Source organism: Hyphomonas sp. (genome assembly GCF_041398465.1).
Classification (GTDB): Bacteria; Pseudomonadota; Alphaproteobacteria; order Caulobacterales; family Hyphomonadaceae; genus Hyphomonas.
Window position 1 is genome coordinate 242,426 of sequence record NZ_JAWKUS010000003.1, and the last position, 24,789, is coordinate 267,214.

The 24,789-nt window shown below is 63.0% G+C and carries 23 protein-coding genes; 6 read left to right on the plus strand and 17 right to left on the minus strand.

Going from position 1 to position 24,789, the window contains the following annotated elements; translation table 11 throughout:
* Positions 1–17 precede the first annotated feature (17 nt).
* The 5 genes from R3C98_RS11585 to R3C98_RS11605 all read left to right on the plus strand — a co-directional run bounded on the left by R3C98_RS11585 (position 18) and on the right by R3C98_RS11605 (position 5,236).
* Positions 18–1,925 carry a methylmalonyl-CoA mutase family protein gene (locus R3C98_RS11585; protein WP_371314236.1) on the plus strand — a complete coding sequence of 636 codons (1,908 nt, stop codon included), beginning with the start codon at positions 18–20 and terminating at the stop codon, positions 1,923–1,925.
* A 5-nt stretch (positions 1,926–1,930) separates the two neighbouring features.
* Positions 1,931–2,278, plus strand: a complete 348-nt coding sequence (locus R3C98_RS11590) for a hypothetical protein (protein WP_371314237.1) — start codon at positions 1,931–1,933, stop codon at positions 2,276–2,278.
* On the plus strand, positions 2,275–4,437 hold the full coding sequence (scpA, locus tag R3C98_RS11595) for a methylmalonyl-CoA mutase (protein WP_371314238.1): 2,163 nt from the start codon (positions 2,275–2,277) through the stop codon (positions 4,435–4,437). Before R3C98_RS11590 ends, scpA begins: the two co-directional genes overlap by 4 nt.
* A gap of 77 nt (positions 4,438–4,514) precedes the next feature.
* Positions 4,515–4,835 carry a YbjQ family protein gene (locus R3C98_RS11600; RefSeq protein WP_371314239.1) on the plus strand — a complete coding sequence of 107 codons (321 nt, stop codon included), beginning with the start codon at positions 4,515–4,517 and terminating at the stop codon, positions 4,833–4,835.
* Entirely contained in the window at positions 4,832–5,236 is a 405-nt protein-coding gene (locus R3C98_RS11605; RefSeq protein ID WP_371314240.1) for a metallopeptidase family protein, read from the plus strand. The genes R3C98_RS11600 and R3C98_RS11605 overlap by 4 nt, the downstream gene beginning before the upstream one ends.
* Positions 5,237–5,240: 4 nt before the next feature.
* On the opposite strand, the gene R3C98_RS11610 is transcribed toward R3C98_RS11605, so the two are convergent.
* From R3C98_RS11610 to ccmE, 13 genes are all read right to left on the minus strand, one after another.
* On the minus strand, positions 5,241–5,636 hold the full coding sequence (locus tag R3C98_RS11610) for a GFA family protein (protein ID WP_371314241.1): 396 nt from the start codon (positions 5,634–5,636) through the stop codon (positions 5,241–5,243).
* A gap of 20 nt (positions 5,637–5,656) precedes the next feature.
* Positions 5,657–7,105 (minus strand): amidase, encoded by a 1,449-nt coding sequence (locus R3C98_RS11615; RefSeq protein ID WP_371314242.1) that lies wholly within the window; start codon positions 7,103–7,105, stop codon positions 5,657–5,659.
* A gap of 57 nt (positions 7,106–7,162) precedes the next feature.
* Complete coding sequence (locus R3C98_RS11620) at positions 7,163–7,705, minus strand: periplasmic heavy metal sensor (protein WP_371314243.1); 543 nt, start codon at positions 7,703–7,705, stop codon at positions 7,163–7,165.
* Positions 7,702–8,175, minus strand: a complete 474-nt coding sequence (locus R3C98_RS11625; protein WP_371314244.1) for a hypothetical protein — start codon at positions 8,173–8,175, stop codon at positions 7,702–7,704. Before R3C98_RS11625 ends, R3C98_RS11620 begins: the two co-directional genes overlap by 4 nt.
* Positions 8,172–8,714, minus strand: a complete 543-nt coding sequence (locus R3C98_RS11630) for an RNA polymerase sigma factor (protein WP_371314245.1) — start codon at positions 8,712–8,714, stop codon at positions 8,172–8,174. The genes R3C98_RS11625 and R3C98_RS11630 overlap by 4 nt, the downstream gene beginning before the upstream one ends.
* A 101-nt stretch (positions 8,715–8,815) precedes the next feature.
* Positions 8,816–9,439: an EF-hand domain-containing protein gene (locus R3C98_RS11635; protein WP_371314246.1), complete on the minus strand. Its 624-nt coding sequence runs from the start codon at positions 9,437–9,439 to the stop codon at positions 8,816–8,818.
* Between the two features lie 69 nt (positions 9,440–9,508).
* Positions 9,509–12,196 (minus strand): bifunctional [glutamine synthetase] adenylyltransferase/[glutamine synthetase]-adenylyl-L-tyrosine phosphorylase, encoded by a 2,688-nt coding sequence (locus R3C98_RS11640; protein WP_371314247.1) that lies wholly within the window; start codon positions 12,194–12,196, stop codon positions 9,509–9,511.
* 2 nt (positions 12,197–12,198) lie between these two features.
* Complete coding sequence (locus tag R3C98_RS11645) at positions 12,199–13,599, minus strand: ATP-binding protein (RefSeq protein WP_371314248.1); 1,401 nt, start codon at positions 13,597–13,599, stop codon at positions 12,199–12,201.
* 32 nt (positions 13,600–13,631) lie between these two features.
* The gene (locus tag R3C98_RS11650; RefSeq protein ID WP_290936501.1) at positions 13,632–14,306 is read right to left on the minus strand and encodes a response regulator transcription factor; all 675 of its coding nucleotides are present in this window, start codon (positions 14,304–14,306) and stop codon (positions 13,632–13,634) included.
* A 38-nt stretch (positions 14,307–14,344) separates the two neighbouring features.
* Positions 14,345–15,880, minus strand: a complete 1,536-nt coding sequence (locus R3C98_RS11655; RefSeq protein WP_371314249.1) for a Do family serine endopeptidase — start codon at positions 15,878–15,880, stop codon at positions 14,345–14,347.
* Between the two features lie 639 nt (positions 15,881–16,519).
* Positions 16,520–16,918 (minus strand): cytochrome c-type biogenesis protein CcmH, encoded by a 399-nt coding sequence (locus R3C98_RS11660; protein WP_371314250.1) that lies wholly within the window; start codon positions 16,916–16,918, stop codon positions 16,520–16,522.
* Positions 16,915–18,795 (minus strand): heme lyase CcmF/NrfE family subunit, encoded by a 1,881-nt coding sequence (locus R3C98_RS11665; RefSeq protein WP_371314251.1) that lies wholly within the window; start codon positions 18,793–18,795, stop codon positions 16,915–16,917. Before R3C98_RS11665 ends, R3C98_RS11660 begins: the two co-directional genes overlap by 4 nt.
* Entirely contained in the window at positions 18,792–19,217 is a 426-nt protein-coding gene (gene ccmE, locus R3C98_RS11670; protein WP_371314252.1) for a cytochrome c maturation protein CcmE, read from the minus strand. Before ccmE ends, R3C98_RS11665 begins: the two co-directional genes overlap by 4 nt.
* Positions 19,218–19,392: 175 nt before the next feature.
* Between ccmE and R3C98_RS11675 the strand changes: the two genes are divergently transcribed.
* Positions 19,393–21,465, plus strand: a complete 2,073-nt coding sequence (locus R3C98_RS11675; RefSeq protein WP_371314253.1) for a [FeFe] hydrogenase, group A — start codon at positions 19,393–19,395, stop codon at positions 21,463–21,465.
* 71 nt (positions 21,466–21,536) lie between these two features.
* On the opposite strand, the gene R3C98_RS11680 is transcribed toward R3C98_RS11675, so the two are convergent.
* The 4 genes from R3C98_RS11680 to R3C98_RS11695 are packed head-to-tail and all read right to left on the minus strand — an operon-like array spanning position 21,537 to position 24,787.
* Positions 21,537–21,977, minus strand: coding sequence for a VOC family protein (locus R3C98_RS11680; protein WP_371314254.1), 441 nt, complete (start codon positions 21,975–21,977; stop codon positions 21,537–21,539).
* Between the two features lie 59 nt (positions 21,978–22,036).
* Positions 22,037–22,654, minus strand: coding sequence for a tetratricopeptide repeat protein (locus R3C98_RS11685; RefSeq protein ID WP_371314255.1), 618 nt, complete (start codon positions 22,652–22,654; stop codon positions 22,037–22,039).
* A complete protein-coding gene (locus tag R3C98_RS11690) occupies positions 22,651–24,078 on the minus strand; it encodes an ATP-binding protein (protein ID WP_371314256.1) in 1,428 nt (475 codons plus the stop codon). The genes R3C98_RS11685 and R3C98_RS11690 overlap by 4 nt, the downstream gene beginning before the upstream one ends.
* A gap of 25 nt (positions 24,079–24,103) precedes the next feature.
* A complete protein-coding gene (locus R3C98_RS11695) occupies positions 24,104–24,787 on the minus strand; it encodes a response regulator transcription factor (RefSeq protein ID WP_371314257.1) in 684 nt (227 codons plus the stop codon).
* Positions 24,788–24,789 lie beyond the last annotated feature (2 nt).

The following is a 24,789-nucleotide window of genomic DNA, read 5'->3' on the forward strand; positions in this document are numbered from 1 at the left end:
CCAATACACGGGCCATCATGGCAGACGACATCCTCCCGCTTTCCAGCACTTTTCCGGACGCCACCGAAGCCGAATGGATGGCTTCGGTCGAAAAGGCCCTGAAGGGCCGTGGCATCGACGCAATCACCCGCACGACGGCGGACGGGCTGAAGGTCCGCCCGCTTTATCGTGAGAGCGACTTCCCGGCTTCGGAAGATCCGCTTGGCACGCCCGGCGTGGCGCCTTACCTGCGTGGCCCGACGGCGGCGCCAGACCCGTGGCTGCCCTGGGATATCCGCCAGGCATTTACCCATGCCTCGCCCTCCCACACGCATGGCGAAGTGCTGCGCGACCTGGAACGCGGCGTGAGTTCGGTCGAACTTTGCGTCGACCCGACCGGACATAACGGTGTCCAGGCCATGACTATGCCGGACTATGACATTGCCTTGAACGGCGTCGACGCGACCATTGCAGGCGTCGCGCTTGACCCGGTCATGACCTCGGGCACGCGCGAAGCCGCCTTCCTGGCCGAGTGGGCCCGTAACAGGGCCGACGCGAAACTCGACTTCAATATGGACCCGCTGGGCGCCCTCGCCCGCACCGGCAAACTGGCCGGCGGCCTCGACGCCGCCTTCGCCGAAGCAGGCAAGCTGGCCACCGTCCTCACCGGAAAGTATCCAACGGCAAACCTCCTCCGCATCGACGCCCGCGCCGTGCATGAGGCTGGCGGATCGGAAGCGCAGGAACTCGCCGCGCTGATCGCCTCGGCGGTCGACACGCTGCGCCGCCTCGCCCCGCACATGGGCGCTGCGGAAGTGGCCGCGAAGACGATCTTCTGCCTCGCGCTGGATGCCAATTACGGCATCGGCGTTGCCAAGCTCCGCGCCGCGCGCCGCCTCTGGGCCCGCGTGGAAGAAGCCCTCGGCCTCGACGCGAAGCCGATGCGCCTGCAGGGCTACAGCTCTGCCCGCATGCTGACGCGCTATGATGCCTGGACCAACATGCTGCGCAACACGGCCGCCGCCTTTGCGGGCGCTGTCGGCGGTGCGGACATCCTGACCATCCGCGCCTTCAACGAGCCGCTGGGCACGCCGGAGGAACTCGGCCGCCGCATCGCGCGCAACACCCAGTTGATCGCCATGGAAGAAAGCCAGCTTGGCCGCGTGGCGGACCCGGCAGGCGGCGCATGGTTCACCGAGACCTTCGCGAATGAACTGGCCGCGGCCGCCTGGGCCGAATTCCAGAAAATCGAAAGCGAAGGCGGCTATGCCGCATCGCTCATGTCCGGCGCTTTCCAGGGCCGCGTAAAAGCGACCCGCGACGCCCGCGCCAAGGACATCGCCAAGCGCAAGATCCCGGTGACCGGTGTTTCCGAATTCCCGCTGCTGGAAGAGATCGCCGCCCCGGTGGCCGACGCCCCGCACCTGCGCACCGGCGCAGAGCTGACGGATGAAGCGCTGCAGGCGCTGGTGCCGGACCTGCCGCCATCCACCGGCGACGACGCAACCGCAGAAGCGCTGGAGCCGATCCACCTCGGCGCAGACTTCGAAGCCCTGCGCGACAAGGCCGCTGCGGCTGCCAAGCCGCCAGCGATCTTCCTCGCGACGCTTGGGCCGCTCGCCGAATTCACGGCACGCGCAGACTTTACCCGCAACATGTTTGCCGCAGGCGGCCTCACCGCGAAAGAGCCGCCTGTGCCGCCGAAAGACGCTGCCGAAATCGCTGCGGCGTTCAAGGCTTCCGGCTGCCGGATTGCCTGCATCTGCGGAAGCGATGCGCGCTATGCGGACGAAGCGGACGCTGCCGCCAAGGCGCTGAAAGATGCCGGCGCGCAACATGTCTGGATCGCCGGAAAGCATGAAGGCGGCGGCATCGACTCGCAGGTCTTCATGGGCTGCGATGTGCTGCACAACCTGAAACTTGCCCACGCAGAACTGGGGCTGTGATCGCCATGATGCTCGAATTCACCGCCGAGAACTGGGAAAACCACCCCTGCGTGAAGGGCCGTCCGGCGATCGAACAGGATGTGCGGGAGAACCGCGCCATCTTCGCGACAGCGGGTTCCGGCGAAGAGAGTGTTGCCCCGGTCGACTGCCCGCTGCCGGCCGTACTGACGCGCGCAAACGGCGACCGTGTTTCCGTCATCATCCTGCAGGCTCAATGGTCTGCAGACCGCTCGGGCTATGTGTTCGGCGCCGTCGATCAGGATGGCAAGCCTTACGTTTCCACGTCCGACGAAACTCTCATCCTGAAACAGCCGACCCCGGAATGGACGGCTAATCTGGAGATGTCCAAATGACCAATTTCCCTGATTTCACCAAGCTCGACCTCGGCGCCCCGCACGCGAAGGCCGCCGCTCCGAAAACCGGCGAAGCATGGGAAACGCCGGAAGGCGTTGCAGTGAAGACCGCCTACACCGAGGCCGACCGCGCCGGGCTGGACTTCCTGGACGATTATCCGGGCCTCGCCCCATTCGGCCGTGGCCCCTACCCGACCATGTACACGAACCAGCCCTGGACGGTTCGTCAGTATGCAGGTTTCTCGACGGCTGAAGACTCCAACGCCTTCTACCGCCGCAACCTCGCCGCCGGCCAGAAAGGCCTCTCGGTCGCTTTCGACCTGGCCACGCACCGCGGCTATGACTCCGATCACGTCCGCGTCTCTGGCGATGTCGGCATGGCCGGTGTGGCCATCGACTCCATCTATGACATGCGTACGCTCTTCTCCGGCATTCCGCTGGACAAGATGTCCGTCTCGATGACCATGAACGGCGCCGTCCTGCCGATCCTCGCGCTTTACATCGTGGCCGCTGAGGAACAGGGCGTCGGACCGGAAAAGCTGGCCGGGACAATCCAGAACGACATCCTCAAAGAATTCATGGTGCGGAACACCTATATCTATCCGCCCAAACCTTCGATGCGGATCATTTCGGACATCTTCGCCTATACCTCGCAGAACATGCCGAAGTTCAACTCGATTTCGATCTCCGGCTATCACATGCAGGAAGCCGGCGCTTCGGCAGACCTGGAGCTGGCCTACACGCTGGCCGACGGCATCGAATACATCCGCGCAGGTGTGGCCGCGGGCCTCGACGTCGACGCATTTGCGCCGCGCCTCTCCTTCTTCTGGGCGATCGGCATGAACACGTTCATGGAAGTCGCCAAGATGAGGGCGGCGCGCCTGCTTTGGGCGAAGCTCGTCAAAGAGAACTTCAACCCGAAGAATTCGAAATCCCTCAGCCTGCGGACGCACTCGCAGACCTCCGGCTGGTCGCTGACCGCGCAGGACGTCTACAACAACGTCATCCGCACCTGCCTTGAGGCCATCGCGGCCACGGGCGGCCAGACGCAGTCGCTGCACACGAACAGCTTCGACGAAGCCCTCGCCCTGCCAACGGACTTCTCGGCCCGGATCAGCCGGAACACCCAGCTCTTCCTGCAGCAGGAAGCCGGTGCCTGCCAGACGATCGACATGTGGGGCGGCTCCTACTACGTCGAGCGCCTGACGCATGACCTTGCCGCCAAGGCCCTCGCCCATATCGAGGAAGTCGAGAAAATGGGCGGCATGGCCAAAGCCATCGAGGAAGGCCTGCCGAAACTGCGCATCGAGGAAGCCGCCGCGAACACGCAGGCGCGCATCGACAGCGGCACGCAGACCGTCGTCGGCGTGAACAAGTTCCTGCTGGACGAAGACGAAGACGTTCCGGTGCTGAAGGTGGACAATGCCGCCGTGCGCAAGATGCAGCTGGACAAGCTGGCGCGCCTGAAGTCCGAACGGAACGAAGCCGAAGTTCAGGAGAAGCTGGACGCGATCGCCAAGGCCGCCGCCGGCACCGAAGGCAATTTGCTGGCCCTCGCCGTGGATGCCGCACGCGCCAAGGCGACCGTCGGCGAGATCTCCGAAGCGGTCGAACGCAGCCAGGGCCGCCACCAGGCCGTCATCCGCTCCATCAAGGGCGTCTATGGCGGCGGCGTGAAAGGCACGGAGAAAGCCGACGAAGCCCTCAGCCTCGCCGAAGCCTTCGAGAAGCAGAACGGCCGCAAGCCGAAAGTCTACATCGCCAAGATGGGCCAGGACGGTCACGACCGTGGCCAGAAGGTCGTCGCCTCCGCGCTGATGGATCTTGGCTGGGACGTTGTGATCGGCCCGCTGTTCCAAACGCCGGAAGAAGCCGCCGCAGACGCGCGTGAAGCGGGCGTCGACATCGTCGCCGCCTCCTCGCTCGCCGCCGGCCACCTGACTCTGGTGCCGGAACTGAAGCGCGCACTCGGCAATGAAGGCGCGGCCAACGCCCGCATCATCGTGGGCGGCGTGATCCCGCCGCAGGACTTCGACGCGCTCTACGCCGCCGGGGCCTCCGCCATCTTCCCGCCCGGCACCGTCATCGCCGACAGCGCCCTGAAGATGCTGGAAATCCTGACCGACGGCGACGATGGGGCGAAGACGGCAGCGGAGTAATTGATTGAGGGTCCTTGAAACGGGGGCGCAAGCTCCCAAATATATCGTTATTCGATAATTTGAAAGGATCACCCTCCATGCTCGTCACCACCACGCCCACCGTGCAGGGCCATGACATCAAGAAATATCTCGGCGTCGTCTGCGGCGAGGTCGTGGTCGGGGCGCACCTTGGCAAGGATATCCTGGCGAGCTTCACCAATATCGTAGGTGGGCGTTCCAATGCGTATGAGAGCACGCTGCGCGAAACGCGCGACGATGCGCTGGCCGAGATGACGGAAGAAGCCCGGAAGCTCGGCGCAAACGCCATTGTCGGCACCAAGTTCGACTACACCGTGATCGGCCAGAACGGTTCGATGATGATGGTCGCGGTGTCCGGCACGGCCGTGACGCTGGCGTGAGCCTGCTCGACCAGACCGCTCCATCGGCGGAGGACATTCTCAACCTCGCCGAAGCCTGTATCGCCCGCCTGCCCCAGCACATGCAGGCCGCCGCGAGCGCTGTGCGCATCATCGTCGAGGATTATGCCGAGGACGAAATTCTCGACGAGATGAAGATCGACGATGCGCTGGAACTGTCAGGGCTCTATTCCGGCGTGCCGCTGGTCCATGAGAGCGTGACGCATCCGTCGATCCAGCCGCCGCTGGTCTATCTCTACCGCCTGCCCATCCTGTTCGAATGGGCCGCGCGGGGAGATGTCACGCTGGAGGAACTGGTCGCCCACGTCACCATCCACGAATACGGGCATCATTTCGGCTGGTCCGACGAAGAGATGCACCGCCTGCTGGACGCAGCAGACTGACCGCTCAGTCTTTCGACTTGTGCGCCAGCGTGTGGGCGTGCTTCTCCCAGTTCTGCCCGTCGAACTTGTTCACCGTGACGTTCAGATCCTGCCAGTCGTCGATGCAGCGCCAGGTAACGGCGACGCCATCCGGATTGGACCGCGGGATGTAGAAGCTCTTTACCCCGCACGTCTTGCAAAACCGGTGCTTCGCAACGCCGGTGTTGAACGTGTATTCCGTCAGGTTCCCCGCTCCCTGCATCAGGCGGAAACGGCTGGACGGGACGATGATGTGGATGTTGCCCGACATCGCACACATGGAGCAGTTGCAGTCCTCCACCTCGAACGCGTCCGGCAGGTCCACTTCCCACCGGACCGCGCCGCAATGGCATCCGCCGAAATGGGTTTTCAACTCGCTCATCGTCTTCCGTTCCGCTTGGTTCAGCCCACCCACACTGGAGGGCGCTTACCCGCCCATGGCCGGGCCTGTTCCAATTGTCCAGCCAGACGGAACAAAAGGCTTTCCGCGCCGAGCCGCCCGCCAAACATCATGCCGATCGGCAGGCCACCTGCCGCTTCTTCAGTCGCATCGGTCCAATGCAGCGGAACAGACATGGCCGGACAGCCGGTCTGGTTGAACAGCGGACAATGCGCGCCGAACCCGGCAATCGCCTTGCCCATCGCATCCCCGTCCTGCGTCAGCGACATCGTGCCCAGCTTGTCCGGCGCGCGGTGCGTGACCGGCGAGAGCGTCAGGTCGAACCCGCCATCGATGAGGAACTGCTCATAGTCGATAGCGACGGAGTTGAAGAGATTGTTCGCCTTGGCGAGTTCCACCATCGGCACTGTCCGGCCAAGCGCAGCCATGGACGCCGTGATCGGCTCCATCTCGTCCTCGCGGACAGGCCGGCCCAGCATGGCGGAGCGGTCGTCGAAGGCCGCAGCGATGTTTGCCGAGATGGTGAACAGCGCGTACTTGGCGAGCAGCTCGCCATCCAGTTCCGGGCCTGCCTCCACGACTTCGTGCCCGAGATCCGCAAGCAGTTTCGCCGTCGCCATCAGTCCTGCATCCGCATCGGCGTCCGGCATCGTGCCGTTCGGCGCCCGCTTCCACAGCGCAATGCGCAGCTTGCCGGGGCCACGAGAAACTTCCTCCAGATACGGACGTTCCGGTGCAGGGGCGACATAGCGGCTGCCCGTCTCTCTGCCATGGCAGGCATCCAGCAGTGCCGCGCTGTCCCGCACGCTGCGGCTGACCGCGTGGACGGTCGACATGCCGTTCCAACCTTCGGTACGGCCGGGCCCCATCGGCACGCGCCCGCGCGACGGCTTGATCCCGAAGAGGCCCGTGCAGGAGGCCGGAATCCGGATGGAGCCGCCGCCATCGCTGGCCTGCGCCACCGGCAGCACGCCCGCCGCGACCGCCGCACTCGCCCCGCCGGACGACCCGCCCGATGTGCGCGTCAGATCCCACGGATTGCGTGTCTGGCCATAGAGTGTGGATTCGGTGGTGGTGGTCAGGCCGTATTCCGGGCTGGTCGTCTGGCCGAAGAAGACGAGGCCCGCCTCACGGTAGCGCTCGGTCAGCACAGAGTCGCGCTGGGCGACATTGCCTTTCCACGCAACAGAGCCATTGGTCAGCGGCGCACCTTTCACTTCGACAGCAAGGTCTTTGGTGACAAAGGGCACACCCGCAAAGGGGCCATCGCCCACGCCGGTTTCCAGCTGCGATTTTGCGAGATCCGGATAGAGCGCGCTGAAGCAATTCAGCTTGTCCTGCGCGGCCTCCGCTCTAGTGACCGCCGCTTCCAGCAGTTCTGCGGCGCTGACCTGTTTGCTGCGGACAAGCTCCGCCAGGCCCAGTCCATCATAATCGGCATATTCTCTCATTCGGCCCTCCCGTTTTGCCACCAGTGTGGAACGGCGGGCGCCGAAAGGAAAGCCTGATCACGGCTCCATTTCAGGAGGCGGTGGCGGCGGAGGTGGAGGCCCATCCATCGGACCGCCGCGTTCACCGGGCTTCAGCTTGCGCTTGGCTTCGTGATCGCGCGGGCCACGTCTCAGGATTTCCGCCATATGCTGGCGTTCTTCCACCGTCATCGTGGCGAAGAGCTCTGCCATCGAATCGTGGGTAACTTCGTTCACCGCGTCGTCTGCTGACCGCAGGTTCCGGAATGCCGTCCGCACCGCATCGGCATCATAGGGTTCGGCGGTCACCGCTTCCGCCAGCTGCCGGCGCGATTCCACGCGGGCCATGCGCTCTTCTGCGGAGGCCTTGAAAGCTTGCTTGAACACCCGCCGTACGGCCTCGCGGTTGGGATCGTCGCGCTCACCCCAGGAGATGCGCTCCCGCGGCGGGCCATCAGGCTTTCCCTTTGGGCCAGCTTGCAGCAGGAACCCCGCCATAAGACCCACAAGGATCATGTTCGCCATCAACGAAACAATCAGCCAAAGCGGCCATTGGCGCGGCGTGTCAGACGTGTCGCTCATTCTGCGGCCTCACTCATCAAATCCAGGTCGCCAAAGCCGAGGGCGGCATACATCACCGCATCGGCATCATCCGTCGTCTGGGCACTCGCCACCGATGAAGGCAGCGAAACATTCACACCGATCATGATCCCCATGACCAGCGACGCAACGGCCCCCGCAGGCAACCAGCCTGGAAGGAACCGGCGCAGACGGATTTCCGGCCTTGCTGCGCGTTTCGGCTTCGGAGCGCTTGCGAGCAAACTATCCCGCAAAGAAGCAGAGACTTCCGTCTCAGGAACGAGATCCAGAAACTGATCCAGACGGCGGGCATCATCTAGGGCTTTGGCGAACAAGCCCGGCGCCTCTGCCATCCGGCGCGCAGCGGCATCGCTCACTGCCTCGGGAAAGGCAGCGGGATCGGCGCCGTAAGCCTCGATCAGGTCGAGGATCCGTTCGTCAGACAAGGTCGATGTCATCCTTGGGTCCTTCATGCCACACTCCGTTCGGCCAGTGTCACCCTCAAGCTGCGCCGTGCGCGAGCCAAGAGGCTTTCCAGCGCTTCTTCGCTTGTTTCCATGATCTCCGCCGCTTCCACCTGAGAGTGTCCCTGCAGGGCGCAGAGCGTCAAGGCAGCTGCCTGGCGCTCCGGAAGAGCGGCAATCGCGGCTTCGATCGCTTTTACCCGTTCGGTCTGCATCATCCGTTCGGGTGGGGTCGGGTCCGGGTCCGTCATTTCCGGCAATTCGCCGGGCAATGACTCCCGCTTTTTACGCAGGATGTCATAGCAGAGGTTCAGCGCCACGCGGTGCAGCCAGGTCGAGAACTTGGCCCGCGGTTCCCAGGTGGGGAGCGCTTTCCATGCGCGAAGGAAGGTCTCCTGTGTCACGTCTTCTGCTTCCATCCGGTCGCCCAGCATCCGCGTTGCCAGCCCGAGCACGCCCGGGGAGTAGCGGTCGACCAGCCACGATATGGCTGACGGGTCGCCCGCCGCCGCCCGTGTGATCTGGTCGAGGTCCGATACAAAAGCCACGGAACCGAGCTTACTCCGTTGAAGGCGGGATGCACGCACTCAATACGGTGATACGTGCTGAATGCGTGCTGTGCCGCCTTACCGGGCCTTGGCCCTACGTCCTATTCGTCTTCCGGCGGCGGCGGTGGCATGCCATCCATGCCGCCCATCATGCCTTTCCGGCCGAACTTGCCACGCTTGCCCGGGCCCATGGGCGCGGATTCGAACTCTTCCTGGCTGATCGTGCCATTCCCGTCCTTGTCCATCTTCGCAAAGCGCTCGGCTTGCATCTCGGCGCCCTTCTCGGCCCATTCCGCTTCGTGTTCAGCTCTCTTCGCTTCCCGCTCGGCCTTTTGTGCTGCCTGAACGGCCGTGACTTCGGCACGCGTGATCGAACCATCCTCGTTGGTGTCGAATCGCTCGAACATTCTATCTGCGCGGTCACCGCGGCGATCTTCGAAGCTGGCCTTCATCTGGGCGCGTTTGGCTTCGTGATGGGCTGACAGTTCGTCCTGCGAAAGCTGGCCGTCGCCATTTGTGTCGATCACGGTGAACATCGCCGCCTTATGCGCCTTGATTTCTGCTTCGGAGACTTCTCCGTCACCGTCTGCGTCCATCATCGCCACCATGCGGTCCCTCATCATGCCCGGTTCACCGGGACCGCCGCCGCGCGGACCAGCCATCGCGGGTGCGGCCAACATGGCCACTGCGGCCAGCGATGCTGTCGCGAGAAAGATACGTTTCATCAGGGGTAACTCCTCTCTTTGCGGCTGCCGCTCTTGCGGGGCAACCAGTGTCTGTAGAACGAGGAGACGTCAGCTTTCCGTCGCGTCGAGGTGCAATTTTTCGATAGCCAGCTTGTGAATCCTTGATTTTGTTGAGGATAATTCAGTTTCCAGTTTGCTGAACGTGCTGGCCTCCACCGCCCGGCACAGACGGTCGCGCAGGCCTGCAGGCATGACATCCGAACGTGTTTCGGTGCCAATCGCCACGCGCTGCACTTGCTGGAGGGCCTGAAGCAGGCGCAAGCCCTCCGTCAGCAGCAGGCGTTCCTCGATGTCGAACGACGAACATTCGATGGCGTCCTGCGTCGAGGCACAAATCGCTCCGGCCCGCCCGCCAAGCAGCATGTCCTGCTGGACGACGAACTCCACATCAATCAGTCCGCCCTCGGCAGTTTTCAGGTCCCACAGCCCCTTGCCCGGCTTTTCCCGGTAGAGGCGCTGGCGCATGTCAGTGATGTCAGCCGGAATGGTGCTGGAATTTATCTTCGCACGTTCCGTGATCGCATCGAATGCAATGTCCATGACGGTCCGCCCCACCGCTTCATCGCCCGCAACCGGGCGCAGCCGGGTCAGGGCCATATGCTCCCACGTCCAGGCGTCCTTGTGCTGATAGGATGTGAAGGCCGGCAAGCTGACGGCGACGGGACCAGCCCGCCCGGATGGGCGCAGGCGCATGTCGACTTCATAGAGTGCGCCTTCCGCCGTTGGCGCCGTCAGAGCCGTGATCAGGCGCTGCGTGAAGCGGGTGTACCAGGTCTGCGCTTCCATCGGATCGGCATCGTAGATGACGAGGATGTCGAGGTCTGACCCAGCCGTCAGTTCCTTGCCGCCCAGCTTGCCCATGGCGAAAACGCCCCACTGTCCGGGCTGCGGTCCGTTACGCCGCTCGGTTTCCCATTTCGCAGCAGCCGCCATTTCCCGGATCGTATCGTCGGCCAGTTCGGTCCAGTAGTCCGCCGCATCCCGTGCCGGGATCAGGCCATGCAGCAGGCGATGTCCAGTCAGGAAGTGCTGGTCGCGGTGATAGCGGCGCCAGGCGTCGAGGGCGCCGTCGAAACTCGTGTCGGGACCAATTTCCGGCCGAACGGGCGCCTGCCCGCTGACCAGCGATTCCAGAAGGTCCGGACGGCGCGAGAGGATTTCCGCGAGGCGCGGCGCCAGCGCCAGCGTGGCGACAAGATCGTCCAGCAGGTCCGGCTCCGCCATGAGCATTGCCAGCGTCTGCACGCCAGACGACAAGCCTCCGAAGAAACGGGAGAACCAGCGAAACGCTTCGTCCGCCTCCCCCGTCTTGCCCATGTCTTCCAGCAGACGTGGCAGGATCGCCGTCAACAATTCACGCCCCCGCGCCGTACGGGTGGCCGGCACACGGCCGCGGTGCCAGTTGCGGATCGTCTCAATGGCCGCGCTCGGATCGCTGAAGCCCAGATTGCGCAGGGTTTCGACCGTCCCCGGATCATCATCGACGCCGGTGAACACGAAATTTCCTGACCTGGTTTCCCCGGCCGCGCGGTCTTCCGCAGCGAACAGCGCATCATAGGCCGACTGAACGATCCGCCTCGTTTCGAGAACATCCCGATCGAATTCTTCCAGATTGCCATACCCACTCAGGAAGGCGACCACCTCCCGCGCTTCCGGGTCCTTGGGCAGAGTGTGGGTCTGCTCGTCATTGCGCATCTGGATGCGGTGCTCGACATTGCGTAACTGGCGGTAGGCCTCGGTGAGATCCCGGGCAGTCTTGTCCTCCACAACGCCACCATCGCACAGCGCCGCCATCGCACCGAGGGTTGTGTTGTCCCGCAGTTCCGGGCGCCGGCCGCCGAGGATCAGCTGCTGGGTCTGGACGAAAAACTCGATCTCGCGAATGCCTCCCGGGCCAAGCTTTATGTCCGGGTTCGGAAGGCTGAACTCTCGCGCCTTGGCCTTGGTATTGATCATCCGCTTGATCGCCTGGATGTCGCCGATGGCCCAATAGTCGAGGTTCCGGCGCCAGACGAACGGCTCCATCCCCTTCAGGAAACGTTTCGCCGCAGCGATATCCCCTGCAGCCGGGCGGGCCTTGATCCAGACCATCCGTTCCCAGTTCTGGCCAACGCTTTCATAATAGACGTCCGCCATCGTGGTGGATACGGCCAGCGGTGTCGAAGACGGATCCGGTCTCAGGCGCAGATCGGTACGGAATACGTAACCATCTTCCGTGATGTCATCGAACATCCGCACGATGTCGCGCGCGACGCGTTGGGCAGCCTCCCCGGGAGATCGCTCCCCACCATCGAACACGTTCGGGTCGTAGAAAATGCAGAAATCGATATCGCTGGAATAGTTGAGTTCGAACGCGCCCATCTTGCCGAGCGCAATGGCGAAGATGCCCTCGCCCGACAGGCCGTAGTGTGCGAGGGCGATTTTGAGCGCGGTATCGACGCATTCGCAGGCCAGTTCGGTCAGCACCAGCGTGACGTCCATCACGTCCAGCGTGCCCGACAGGTCTTCTCCGGCCAGCGACAAATGCGTCGCCTGCTTCGCCCGGCGCAAAACCCGCATGGCCTCTGCGACGGGTTTCTGACCCAGTTTCGGCAGCATACGCACAGTTTCGATAGCTTCGCGCCAGTCCCGGTCTTCAAGGTCCCGGCCCGCCAGCCGGCGGAGATAAGGCGCCCGATCGCAGGCGAGTGCCAGCGCCGCTTCAGGTGTGTCGGCAATCGGTCTTACGTTCAGCATGCTTATGCCCTGGGCAATCTCAATGTCGCTTTCAGGCCGGGCGATCCTGCCGGACCATTCCCGTCTGACAGGATCAGCTCACCGCCGTGCATTTCCGCAACCGACACGACGAGCGCAAGCCCAAGCCCGCTGCCCGGCTGGGTACGTGCGGAGTCCATTCGCTGGAAGCGCTGTACGACCCGCTTGCGAGCGTCCGGCGGCACGCCCGGCCCAGTGTCGACAACGGTAAGATCGACAGTGCCCTCCGGACCGCGCGCAACGGTGAAGCTGATCGTGCCGCCCGCAGGCGTATATTTGATAGCGTTGTCGAGCAGGTTGGACAGCGCCTGGCCGATCAGGTCCCGGTCTCCCAGCACCATCAGGTGTTTTGCGATGTGGCTGCGGAAAGTCTGCTCGGCCTCGTCACTGGCAGGTTCGAACAGTTCAGCGAGTTCCTCAGCGAGTTCGCTGACGTCCATCCGCACACGCTCGCCTTCAGCGCCGGCCTCAAGGCGCGCAAGACGCAGGATCGCGTTGAACGTGCCAAGCACCCGGTCCACTTCCTCCACCGTTTCGCCGAGCGTCGCCTCGGCGCTTTCCTTGGACATCGGTTCGGAGAGCGCGATCTCGAGCCGGTTACGAAGACGTGACAGCGGGGACCGCAAATCGTGCGCGATGGCGTTGCCGGTATTGCGGGTCGATTCCACCAGCTTCTCGATCTGGTCGAGCATAGCGTTCATGCGCTGGCCGAGCCGGTCGAATTCGTCTCCCGATCCGCGCACGGGCACACGGCGGCCAAGCTCGCCGCCCATCACCATTTCGGCGGTTCGCGCCAGTTCGTCCGCTCGCCTCGCCGCCCCGCGTGAAATGAGCAAGCCGCCCAGCAATGACAGGACAAGCCCGATGGGCGCCGCGATGAAGATCGCGTTCTGGATGCGCCCGACGATGGCTGTCTGTTGCGCGGTATCGAAGGCCACGAGCAAGGCCCCGCCATTGTCTCGCAAACGTACGATTCGGCCGGCCACGGGACGGACAACTTCAGATCCGTCAGGCTCTGTCAGTGTGACTTCGAAATAGACGGTCTGGACGTCGAGATCCGGATTGTGCGCCGGCATGCGCTGGAAGTGTCCGGCGATGCGGCGGCCCGAAGCATCTTCGAGATAGTAGAAAAAGGTCGACCCGTTGCGGGTCATCCGCTCGAACACCGACTCGCTGAGGCGCTCCATGCCCCCGGTGAAGTAGGCATTGCCCAGCTGTTCGAATTCGAGGTCCATCCGCCGGTCGGATTCGGCACGGATGTAATAGACCGTCGAATAATAGAGATAGACCAGCAGCGCCGCCGAAAACGCCGCGAACATGGCGCTGTACAGTAGCGCCAGCTTGAATGTGGTCGTCCTAAGGAAGGTCGGCAGGGCGAATTTCATGGCTCGCTAGTGCCAGCGCCCTGCCAATCCGTCTAGCCCTGCAGCCTGTATCCGGCCCCGCGGACCGTGTGCAGCAGCGGCTCGTCGAATTCCTTGTCGATCTTGGCGCGCAGGCGCGAGACGTGGACGTCGATCACATTGGTCTGCGGATCGAAATTATAGTCCCACACCTTCTCCAGAAGCATGGTGCGCGTCACGACCTGGCCAGCATGGCGCATCAGGTATTCCAGCAGGCGGAATTCTCGTGGCTGCAGGTCAATCTTCTGGCCAGCCCGCGTGACTTTGCGGGTCAGCAGGTTCATTTCCAGGTCGCCCGCTTTCAGGACCGTGACCGGGGGTTCCTGTCCGGGCGTGCGGCGGCCGAGCGCTTCAACGCGTGCGGCCAGTTCCGCCGGCGCGAACGGCTTGGCGAGATAGTCCTCTGCGCCCGCCTTCAGGCCCTGAACCTTGTTCTGGACGTCGCCCAGAGCAGAGAGGAAGAGCGCTGGTGTAGTGCCGCCTGCATCGCGGAATTCCTTCAGCAGGGTCAGGCCATCCTTCTCGGGCAGCATCCGGTCGACCACCATGGCATCGAACTCTTCAGACCGCGCCTTTGCCAGTCCACGCTCGCCATCATCGGCCTTGTCGACTGAATGCCCGGCCTCAACGAGGACCTTCTCGATAAAGCCGGCCATTTCTGCATCGTCTTCGATCACCAGCACACGCATGGGATCCTCCTGAACTGTGTCTAGCATTTTCGCCTCACTTAGTCTTCGCTGATGTCGATGGTGCGGTAAGTCGTGATCTGGCCCACGCGAACGGCGATCAGCACTTTGGTCCGGTTCGCCTTCTTCGCCGCATCGATCGCCTTCTTCAGAACCTCGACGCTCGAAACCGGCTCATTGTTGGCTTCAAGAATGACCATGCCGCGCTGCAGGCCAGCCTCTTCAATGGCCCCGCCGCGCTCCACTTCGGAAATCACGAGACCGGCTTCGTCCTCGTCGAGGCCGAGACGCTGGCGCATCTCGTCATCGAGCGGCACGAAGGTGACGCCGAGTGATTCCAAGGTTGCTTCGTCCGCATTGTCCTCCGAGCCTTCGGACAGGGCCGACGCCGGAATGCGCTGGGCATTCAGGCTGTCGCCACGCTCGCCGACCACAACATTGATCGTCTGGCGCTTGCCGCCGCGCATGATGTCGAACTTGTTCGATGTGTTCGCGATCAGGCGGCCAACAAGGCGCGTGGTCGAGGTTGCGTCACTGACCTTCTGGCCATTCACGGACAGGATGATGTCACCGCGCTGCAGGCCTCCCTTGGCGGCCGGGCTTTCGGCGGTCACATCGGCGATGATCGAACCATCATTGCTGTCCATGCCCTGCGCTTCAGCCATGTCTTCGGTCAGGTCCTGGATCTGTACGCCCAACCATCCGCGGGAGACGTGGCCGTCCTTGATGATGGCCTGTGTCACTTCCTGCGCGAGTTCCGCCGGAATGGCGAAGCCGATGCCGACCGAACCGCCGGTGGGCGACAGGATCTGCGTATTCACGCCCACGACATTGCCGTGCAGGTCGAAAGTCGGCCCGCCGGAGTTGCCGCGGTTGATGGCAGCGTCAATCTGCAGGAAGTCCGTGTACGGGCTGTCGTTGCCAAGCTCCCGGCCATCAGCCGAAAGAATGCCGGCGGTCGCCGTGCCGCTGAACCCGAATGGGTTGCCCAGCGCCACAACCCAGTCGCCTTTCCGGAGGTTATGGGAGTTGCCGAAGCGGACGTAGGGATATTTGCCCTTGTCCTTCACCTTGATCACGGCGAGGTCTGTGTCCGGATCCGTCCCCACGAGTTCGGCTTCGTATTCGTCCCCGTCTTTCGTCACGATTTCAATCTGGACCGCATCTTCGACCACATGATTGTTGGTCACGATGTAGCCGTCCTGCGAAATGAAGAAACCGGAGCCCAGCGAGCGTGCTTCGCGCGTCTGCGGCTCCTCGCCTTCTTCCTGCTGCTGGCGGCGCTGCTCCAGGAAATCATCGAGGCCTGGCAGGCCGCGAAACTGTTCGAAGAACTCCTGCATGTCTCCGGCATCGTTGACCTTGCGCTCGGACACCACGTTGACACTCACGACGGCAGGTTCGACACGCTCGATCAGGTCGGCAAAGCTCATCGGCGCGCCCGCAGGCGCCTGGATCGCGATCGGCTGTGCGCCGGCCTCCGGGCTGAGAATCTGAGGCGCGATCGACAAGGTCCCAACCGCTGCGGCTCCGAAAAGCGCTGCAACCAGTGCCTGCCGAGAAATGCCAAGTTTCATGATTTCTCTCTCCAACTCTCTGAAATATCGCCGTTTGTCCGGACGAACGTTACATAATCATACGAAGGCGAATGTGGTCATTAAAAGACAGTAAGTCGAATGGAATCAGGAGATCAGCCCGCCGGGGGCATTCGCGGCAAATTTCCGCGCGCTCCTGTCCGGTCTCGCGGCACGGGCGCGGCGCTTCGGAATTTGGCTATTCACTTATTTTAGCACTAAAAGGCTTCGTACAACTCAGGTGAATATGCAACGACAGTCCGGTCAATCGGAATTAAACATACCGCCAGTATGACAAATTTGAAAAAGTCCTTGAAATACTACAGTTTGCGAGACATACTAGTCTTCACTATAGATCAGAAGGGGCTGATTTGTGCGCTTGATTAACCGCATGCCAAACAGGCTGTTGCGTCGTCGCGCCGATGCCTCAAACAAGTTGCCGGCGCTGGAAGGGCCCAATCCCCGGGCCTTCCGGTGTCAATCACCACTTCGTGCGACCCACCTACTGCCAAGGTGGCGTGCGAAGTCCCGTTCAGACGTCAAGCAATGTCCCCACCCAGCCTGACGGCTATTCCCTGGGGGTCGGCGCCGGCAAACCCACCCCTCGCAGTTTCGCGATACGCGTTGAACGAGAACGCCTGATCAGGCGTCTTCCGATTTGATCTGCTGGGCGACGGTCTGCTTCCGGCGCGCCGTGAGGATGCCGATCAGCGCACCGAAGGCGAGCAGCAGAAACGGGCCGAGCCACAAAAGCATGCCGCTGAGATCGTTACCCTTCGGGCGGAACAGGACAAACTCGCCATAACGGCTTTCGAACCAGTCGCGCACTTGCTGATCCGTCGATCCTTCGCCGACCATTTCGCGAATGCGCGCACGCATGTCTTCAGCGATCGGCGCGGCAGACTGGGAGACAGGTTCGTTCTCGCAGGCGACGCAGCGCAACTCCCGCATCAGCGCCTGCGCACGCGCTTCTTCCGAAGGATTGTCCAGCGGGACATCTGCCGCCAGCGCCATCACGAGAGACAGCAACAAGGCCTTCATCGCTTCACCTTCGCCATGCTGAGCGCGCCACCGAGGCCGATCAGAAGCACGCCAAGATAAACCAGATCGATGAGCGGGTTGAAATAGACCCGGAACACCCAGCGAGCCTGCCCGTCGACGACTCGCTGTTCACCGAGCGCCGCATAAAGATCGCCAGTGCCGGTTTTGTAAATCGCCGTCTCCGTCGTCGGCATGCGCGCGGCCGGATAGTAACGTTTCATCGGCTGGAGCACGGTCTTCACACCGCCCTTGACGGCATTGAGGACAGCCTTGTCGGCATACCAGTTGGGCCCTTCAATTGAGCCGACATCGTCCAGCGTCAAAGTCCAGCCAGCGGCTTTGCCTGATCCGCCTTCCGCCAGTGCGACGGTGGTTTCATAGCGCCCGGTCGTTTCGACCACCGCGCCGATGATGAACAGCCCGATACCCATATGCGCCAGCGTCATGCCCCAGATACGCGGTGAAACCCGGAACACCCGGTTCAGCGTCACGGCGCGCCGCCGCAGTTCCCACAAGGCTCCGCCGATCAGCCATACGCCAAGCGCCAGTCCGAATGCCGCCCCGATCGAAATCTTCCAGACGCCAACGCCCAGCACGGCAAACACGGCAACCAGCGCAACACCCGCGATGGCCCAGCGCGTCCACTGCTTCAGGTCAGCCTTCCCCCACGCCCAGTTCTGGGCAACCGGCAAGAGGACCAGCAGGATAGCGAGGATCGGCACAAAGGTGAGCCGGAAATATGGTTCGCCCACGGACATGGTCCGCCCGGCCGCCTCGGCCATCAGCGGGAACAGAGTGCCGAGCAGCACCGTCAGCGCCGCCACGATCAGCACGATATTGTTGGCCATCAGCGCGCCTTCCCGGCTGCCGATCAGCCAGGGCTTCGCGCCTTTCAGGGACGGTCCGCGCCACACGAAGAGGCCGAGCGCCAGCACGCCATAAACCATCAGTCCGAACAGGAGGATCGTCCCCCGTGTCGGGTCGACGGCGAAGGCATGCACGGAGGTCAGCACGCCGGAGCGGACGAGGAAGGCCCCCATGATCGAGAACAGGAAGGCCAGCACAGCGAGCAGCGCAGTCCAGGCCGCAAAATTCTCGCGCTTCTCGGTTACGAGGACAGAATGCAGGAGCGCCGCCCCGATCAGCCAGGGCATCAGTGAAGCATTCTCCACCGGGTCCCAGAACCACCAGCCGCCCCAGCCAAGCTCATAATAAGCCCAGTAGGAACCGAGCGCGATGCCGAAGGTGAGCGGGACGAAAGCCGCAAGCGACCAGCGCCGCGCTTCCCTCGCCCAGACCCGGTCGATCCGGCCCTCCATCATACCCGCGGCCGCCAGAGCGAAGACAAAGGAATAGCCGACATAGCCGAGATAAAGCATCGGCGGATGGAAGGAGAGCGCGGGATCCTGCAGCAACGGGTTCAGCCCGGCACCCTGGAACGGCGCGGGATCGAGCCGAAGGTAGGGCGAGGAGGCGAACAGCAGATAGCCCATCGCGCCGGCCGTGAGGAACCCCTGTATGCCAAGCGCGTGAGCCTCGAAACTTTGGCGCTCTGTCTTCATCAGGGCGGCGGCGGCGGCACCGAAGGCGAACGTGACCAGCGCCCAGAGGGCCATGGAGCCTTCATGGTTTCCCCACGTCCCGGCGATCTTGTAGAGCATCGGCTTCAGCGTGTGGGAATTGTTCGCGACCAGCTCGAGCGAAAAGTCCGACACCGCAAAAGCATGCACAAGCGTCATGAAGGAAAAGGCCATCAGGCCGAAGCCCGTCACGGCTGCCATGCCCGCCCAGCGGCGATCGCCCTTCAGGCCGAAGATGGTCTGTGCCAGTGCGGCGCCCAGCGCCAGGAAGGCCGCGAAATGCCCGGCTTCGATCATCCGCCGATGGCCTCGGGGCGCAGTTCGCGCGGCTGGTAGTTCTCGTCATGCTTCGCGAGGATCTGACGGGCGGTGAATGTCCCGTCGGCATTGAACTGGCCGATGGCGACAACGCCCTGCCCTTCGCGGAACAGGTCCGGCGCGATGCCGGTGAACGACACCTTGATGTCGGCGTCGCTGTTGTCCATGACCGTGAATATCATCGTGGCACCGTCGGCCGCATAAGTCAGCGAACCAGGTTCGACCCAGCCACCGACTTTCACCTCACGTCCCTGTTTCGGAAGGCCTTTTTCAGCCAGCGTCTGGGGCGTGTAGAAAAGGTTGGCGTTCTGGCGCAGGGCCACGAAGGCAAGACCCGCCGCAGCCAGCAGCAGGACAGCAGCAATTCCAAACGTATAGAGTCGTCGAGTGCGTGCGCGCATGCGCATCTTATAGATCGCTCCGCATCAAATTGGGAGTGCGGCAGATGCATCCGGCGCAGGCACACCGCAGACAGGAAGGGCAAAGCCCGCGCCCGCCAGCTTATGGCTGTCTTCTTCGGGGCTGTGCGCTTATACCTGGTTTCATGAAACCAGCAGTATCTGAGGCCTTCTTCGGATGATCGAACTGACGATCAATGGACGTACCATCGAAGTCGTGGAGGGCGGTACTCTGCTCGATGCCGCCAAAGAAGCCGGCATACATATCCCGACACTTTGCCATTATCCGGGCCTGCCATCGCATTCCGTCTGCCGGATGTGCCTGGTGGAGGTTCAGGGCGAACAAAAACCGCAACCGGCTTGCACCACTCTCGCCAAACAAGGCGATATCGTCGAAACGGAGTCGACTTCGCTTCAGGCATTCCGCCGTAGCAATGGGGAATGGCTACTCGCGCGGCACCCCAATGATTGCATGCACTGCGAGGTCAATGGATCCTGCAAGCTGCAGACACTGGTCGCGGAAAACCAGTGGGAGGAGCGCTGGGAGGAAGTCCCTCCTGGCTCTGCAGCACATCCCGAGCACCCTCCGGCAGATCACACATCGCCCAGCATCTGGCGCGACCTGTCCAAATGCATCGAATGCGGCCTGTGCGCTGAAGCGTGTGGTGAAGCCGGCCAGCAGCAATTCATCATCGGCTTCGCGGAACGCGGATACGACCGTGTTCCCGTCACCGTCTTCGACGAGCCCTTGTCTGAAACGGCATGCATCTCCTGCGGCCAGTGCACGCTTGTCTGCCCGGTGGGCGCCTTGATCGAAGCCCCCCACTGGCACGACGTCCTGCACACACTCGACTCCGGCAAGCGCATCTCGGTGGTTCAGATAGCGCCGGCGACGCGTATCGCGATCAGCGAAGAGTTCGGCATGAAACCAGGGACGGTCAGCACCGGCAGGCTGATCAATGCGCTGCGCCAGCTTGGGTTTGACTATGTGTTCGACACGAACTTCACAGCCGACCTCACCATCATGGAGGAAGGGACGGAACTCCTGTCGAGACTGGAAGCCGGGACGGATCTTCCCCTTTTTACGTCCTGCTGCCCAGGTTGGGTGAACTGGCTCGAACTCAACCGGCCAGACCTCCTCCCCCATCTCAGCACAACCAAATCCCCTCAGCAGATGCACGGCGCCATCGCCAAGCGGGGGAACTTCGCGCGGTCACTCGGGCCGGAGTTCTCGGAAGGAAGTACAGAGCCTTACGTCGTCAGCGTGATGCCCTGCACCGCCAAGAAAGACGAGGCAAAGCTGCCCGGCATGTCTGGCGACGTGGACCATGTACTGACCACGCGCGAACTCGCCCGGATGATCCGGTCCCGCGGCATCGCCTTCGGTGCCCTTGCCGAAGACGGCCGCTTCGACAGCCCGCTCGGTGAGAGCACGGGCGCCGCCCAGATCTTCGGGGCGTCCGGAGGTGTGATGGAGGCGATGGTGCGCACCGCCGCGCACCTCAAGGGTCTGGAAGACCAGATCCCGCTGGAATGGCAGCAATTGCGAGGGGTGCGCGATGCGGTGAAGACGGCAGCCATCCCCGGTGTCGGCACGGTCGCCGTATGCAACGGCATTGCCGCCGCCCAGCGCATGCTTGAGACAGATGATTGGCGTACGGAATTCATAGCAATTGAGGTCATGGCCTGCTCGGGCGGTTGCCTTGGCGGCGGCGGTGAGCCGAAATCCATGGATCCCGATGTCCTGAAGAAACGCAGCAAGGCGATCTATGACATGGATGCGGGCGCACCGCGCAGGCGTTCCTATGAGAATGCAGATGTCCGTAAACTCTATGAAATGGAACTCGGAGAGCCGAATTCAAAGGCAGCGCACGCCCTGCTGCATACGGCCCACATTGCCCGGCACTCCGAACGGGCATTGCTGGCGCGCTTTCTGGACTGTGTGGACCGGCGCGACGGCGAGGCGGCGGCAAGCCTGTTCCATACGGAGGGTGTCTGGTCCACCGCGTCTCCGTTCGGAGACATCCACGGTGCAACGGACATTGCAGCACTCATCAACACAAAACTGCCACCCCGGAATTACGGGCCGCATTATGTGCGGCATCGGCTGGAAACGACTGCCAGGGACGATGACCTGACCGTCACAACGCCTGACGGCCAGAAATGCCGATTCACGATTGAATCGTGCCCGGCAGATGAGGGCCGTCAATCACAGCTCCTTATCAAGAGACTGGTGCGCCACCTTCTGTGATGCGGCCCGATGCGCACTCACCGTTCCTTTTGCCCATTGCTTCCCGATAATTCGAAAGTGGCCGCAAACACCTAGATTTGACGAAAGCTGGCTCCGCCATCGACCAGAACACCCTTGCCAGGCACAAAGTTCACCTCTCCACGGATACCGTCCGGATCTTCGAAGAGTACGGAGTAATATCCCGGCGCCCAAGGTCCGGCTTCCGGTGCATGAACGATGGTTGCGCCGAGTTCCATCAACAATGCATGCACTTCGTCAACCGTTTCGCGGTCTTTCGCCCGCAAGCAGTAATGGTGCAGCCCGGCACGCTCCTGAACGAAGCGCTCGCCGGCGTGTTTGGCATCCGGAGGTCGTATACCGATCGCCGTGCGTGCGCCCACGCCGTAAAGGACGTTCTCGTCATCCGACACGATGGTCATGCCAAGTGCCGGTAGAAAACGGCGATAGAATGCCGCTGATTTCTCAAAGTCGCCCGCAGTCAGAATGACGTGGGCCATACCACTGATTTCCATGGCCTGCTTCTCCGGAAAGTTGACTACTATACCCCTGCTCGCGCCTGGGAAACACAGTTCTATTCCGTCGGCGCAGCTTCTGGTGAAGGCGCGGCTTCGTCGCCCTGCCCGATGGCTTCGATCATGCCGCGAAACCGCTCACGGCGCGGGTCATCTTCAGCGAGATGATTGTAGATGTACCGCATGGCCTGTTCGGCCTTGTCCTGGTCACCCGCCTGCGCGGCGCCCATCGCCGCCCACATGCCGGCGCGAACCTGCGTCTGGTCGAGTTCATAGGCCCGGCCATAGAGCCGGGTCGCCTGCGGGCTGACACCGCCGCCGGACAAGGCCACGACCGTATCGGCCAGCGCCACCAGTGCCGGAACGAAATCCTCGTCCCGCCGCAGGGCGGACTGGTAAGCCCGCGCCGCATCTTCCGGGCGGCCCTCCGCGCGCAGCATCTCGCCGATGAAGAAGTGCGGCTGCGGGTCGTTCGGGCGCTTCTGGGTCGCGAGTTCGAGGCGCGACAGGGTCTCTGCGGGCGTCAGCGTTTCCGGCGCAGTGGCGATTTTCTGGGCGAGGCTTTCCTGCCGCTTTTCCATCGGTTCATCCGGCATGCCGGGCTTGCCCACCGCCAGATAGCCTGCCACGGCCACAGCGACGCAGAGACCGGCGACAGCAATATTCAGGCGGTTCATCGTTTCGGAAACCTCAGGCGTGCGCGAAGGCCCCCGGCCGGGGCCTCATCCAGTTCAAGCACGCCCTTATGCAGCTCTGCCAGCTCCGTGACAATCGACAGACCCAGCCCGGTACCCGGGGTTGTTTCATCAAGTCGCACCCCGCGCTTGAGGGCGCCTTCGCGTTCTTCAGCGGTCAGGCCCGGCCCGTCATCGTCGACTTCGATCCGCAATTCCTCCGGATCGTCCTCTACCTGCACCCGCACATCGGCCTTCGCCCATTTGCAGGCGTTCTCCATGAGATTGCCGACCATTTCCTCAAGGTCCTGCTGTTCCCCGCGGAAGACGGCAGCCTCGCCGCCGAACACGGACACATCGATACCCTTCGCGTCGTAAAGCCGGTTCATCAGCCGGGCGATACCGTCCAGAACGGGGCGAACTTCAGTCCGGGCCCCCAGCGCCTCGGCCCGTGCGGCCATACGGGCACGCTTCAGGTAGTGCTCCACATTGGTCTGCATGGAATCGACCTGCCGGCGCACGACGTCGTCCAGCTGTGTGCCGCCGGTCGCTTCGTTGCGCAGCACCGCGATCGGCGTCTTCAGGGCATGGGCGAGGTTGCCGACATGCGTGCGCGCCCGCTCCACGACTTCGCGGTTGTGGTCGACCAGCTTGTTCAGTTCTTCCGTCAGCGGCTGCACTTCGGAAGGGTAATCATCCGGCAGTTTCAGCCGCGTGCCCTCGCGGATCTCCGCAATGTCATGACCAAGCTTCACCAGAGGCCGCAGCGAATAGCGAATACCTGCGACCATCGCAGCGAACACACTGCCGAACAGGACGACCATCGTGCCGATCAGCAGGTTGCGAAACCGAGTCGCGGCGGCATCGTTCTGCGCCCTGTCAGCAGCGGCGACCAGAACCAGAGGCGTCTCACGGTTCTCGACGAGGATCGCTTTGGCCGCTGCAAAGATGCGCTGACCCGCTGGGCCCGGACCGATGCCGAACTGTGTCGTGCCCGGTGTGGCAAGCGCCCGCTTCAAAAGCCGCGGCGACATCGGCACGGGCTCGTCCCACAGGCTGCGGGAACGGAGGTCACCGACGGCGTCCCCCTCGTCATTGACCGCAACGATCGCCCAGTAGCGGCCGGAATACTGAGTCTGGTACCGGGAATCCGTCGACAGGAAGACGTGATTGTCGTCCGTCACCCGGCCGTCCGGCAGGAACGCGCCTTCCCGCGTCATGTCGCGCGTCAGGGTGATCAGGGTCTGGTCCAGATCGTCGGAGAGAAGAGACAGTGTTTGAGCCCGGTAAAGCGCCGACAGGGCGACCGCTCCGCCGATCAGCACGATCAGGCCCCAGACGGCAGCCGCCAGGATGATCCGCCGCGCCAAGGACAGGCGCGTCCAGCGGTCGAGGAATGTATCAGGTCTGGTGTCAGCTTCGCTCATACCCGGCGGTCAGCACGGGCCGGCATCAGCCGGCCACGCGTGCTTCATTCTCCGGCACAACCAGACGATAGCCGAGGCCGCGTTCTGTCTGGATACGGTCCTGCCCGATCTTGCGGCGTAGCCGGCCGATGAACACTTCGATCGTGTTCGAGTCGCGGTCGAAATCCTGATCATAGATGTGTTCGACCAGCTCCGTACGCGGAACAACCCGGCCCTGATGGTGCATCAGGTAGGACAGCACACGATACTCATGCGCGGTCAGCTTGATCGGTTCGCCATTGATCATGGCGCGCGCGGCGCGCGTGTCCACCATGAGCTTGCCGGCTTCCAGCGTTGCAGCAGAGTGGCCGGCGGCACGGCGCAACAGGGCTCGCAGGCGGGCCAGCAGCTCTTCCGTGATAAACGGCTTGGTCAGGTAGTCGTCGGCGCCGGCATCGAACCCGGCCACCTTCTCGCTCCACGAATCGCGGGCGGTCAGGATCAGGACCGGGAAGGACTTGCCGTCGGCGCGCCACTTCTTCAGCACGCTCACCCCATCCATCTTGGGCAGGCCAAGGTCCAGGATCACGGCGTCATACGGCTCGGTATCACCCAGAAAGTGACCGTCTTCACCATCGGCGGCGAGGTCTACCGCATAGCCTGACTGCCCCAGCACGTCGGCCAGCTGGCGGCGCAGGTCAGCATCGTCTTCAACAACCAGGATACGCATGG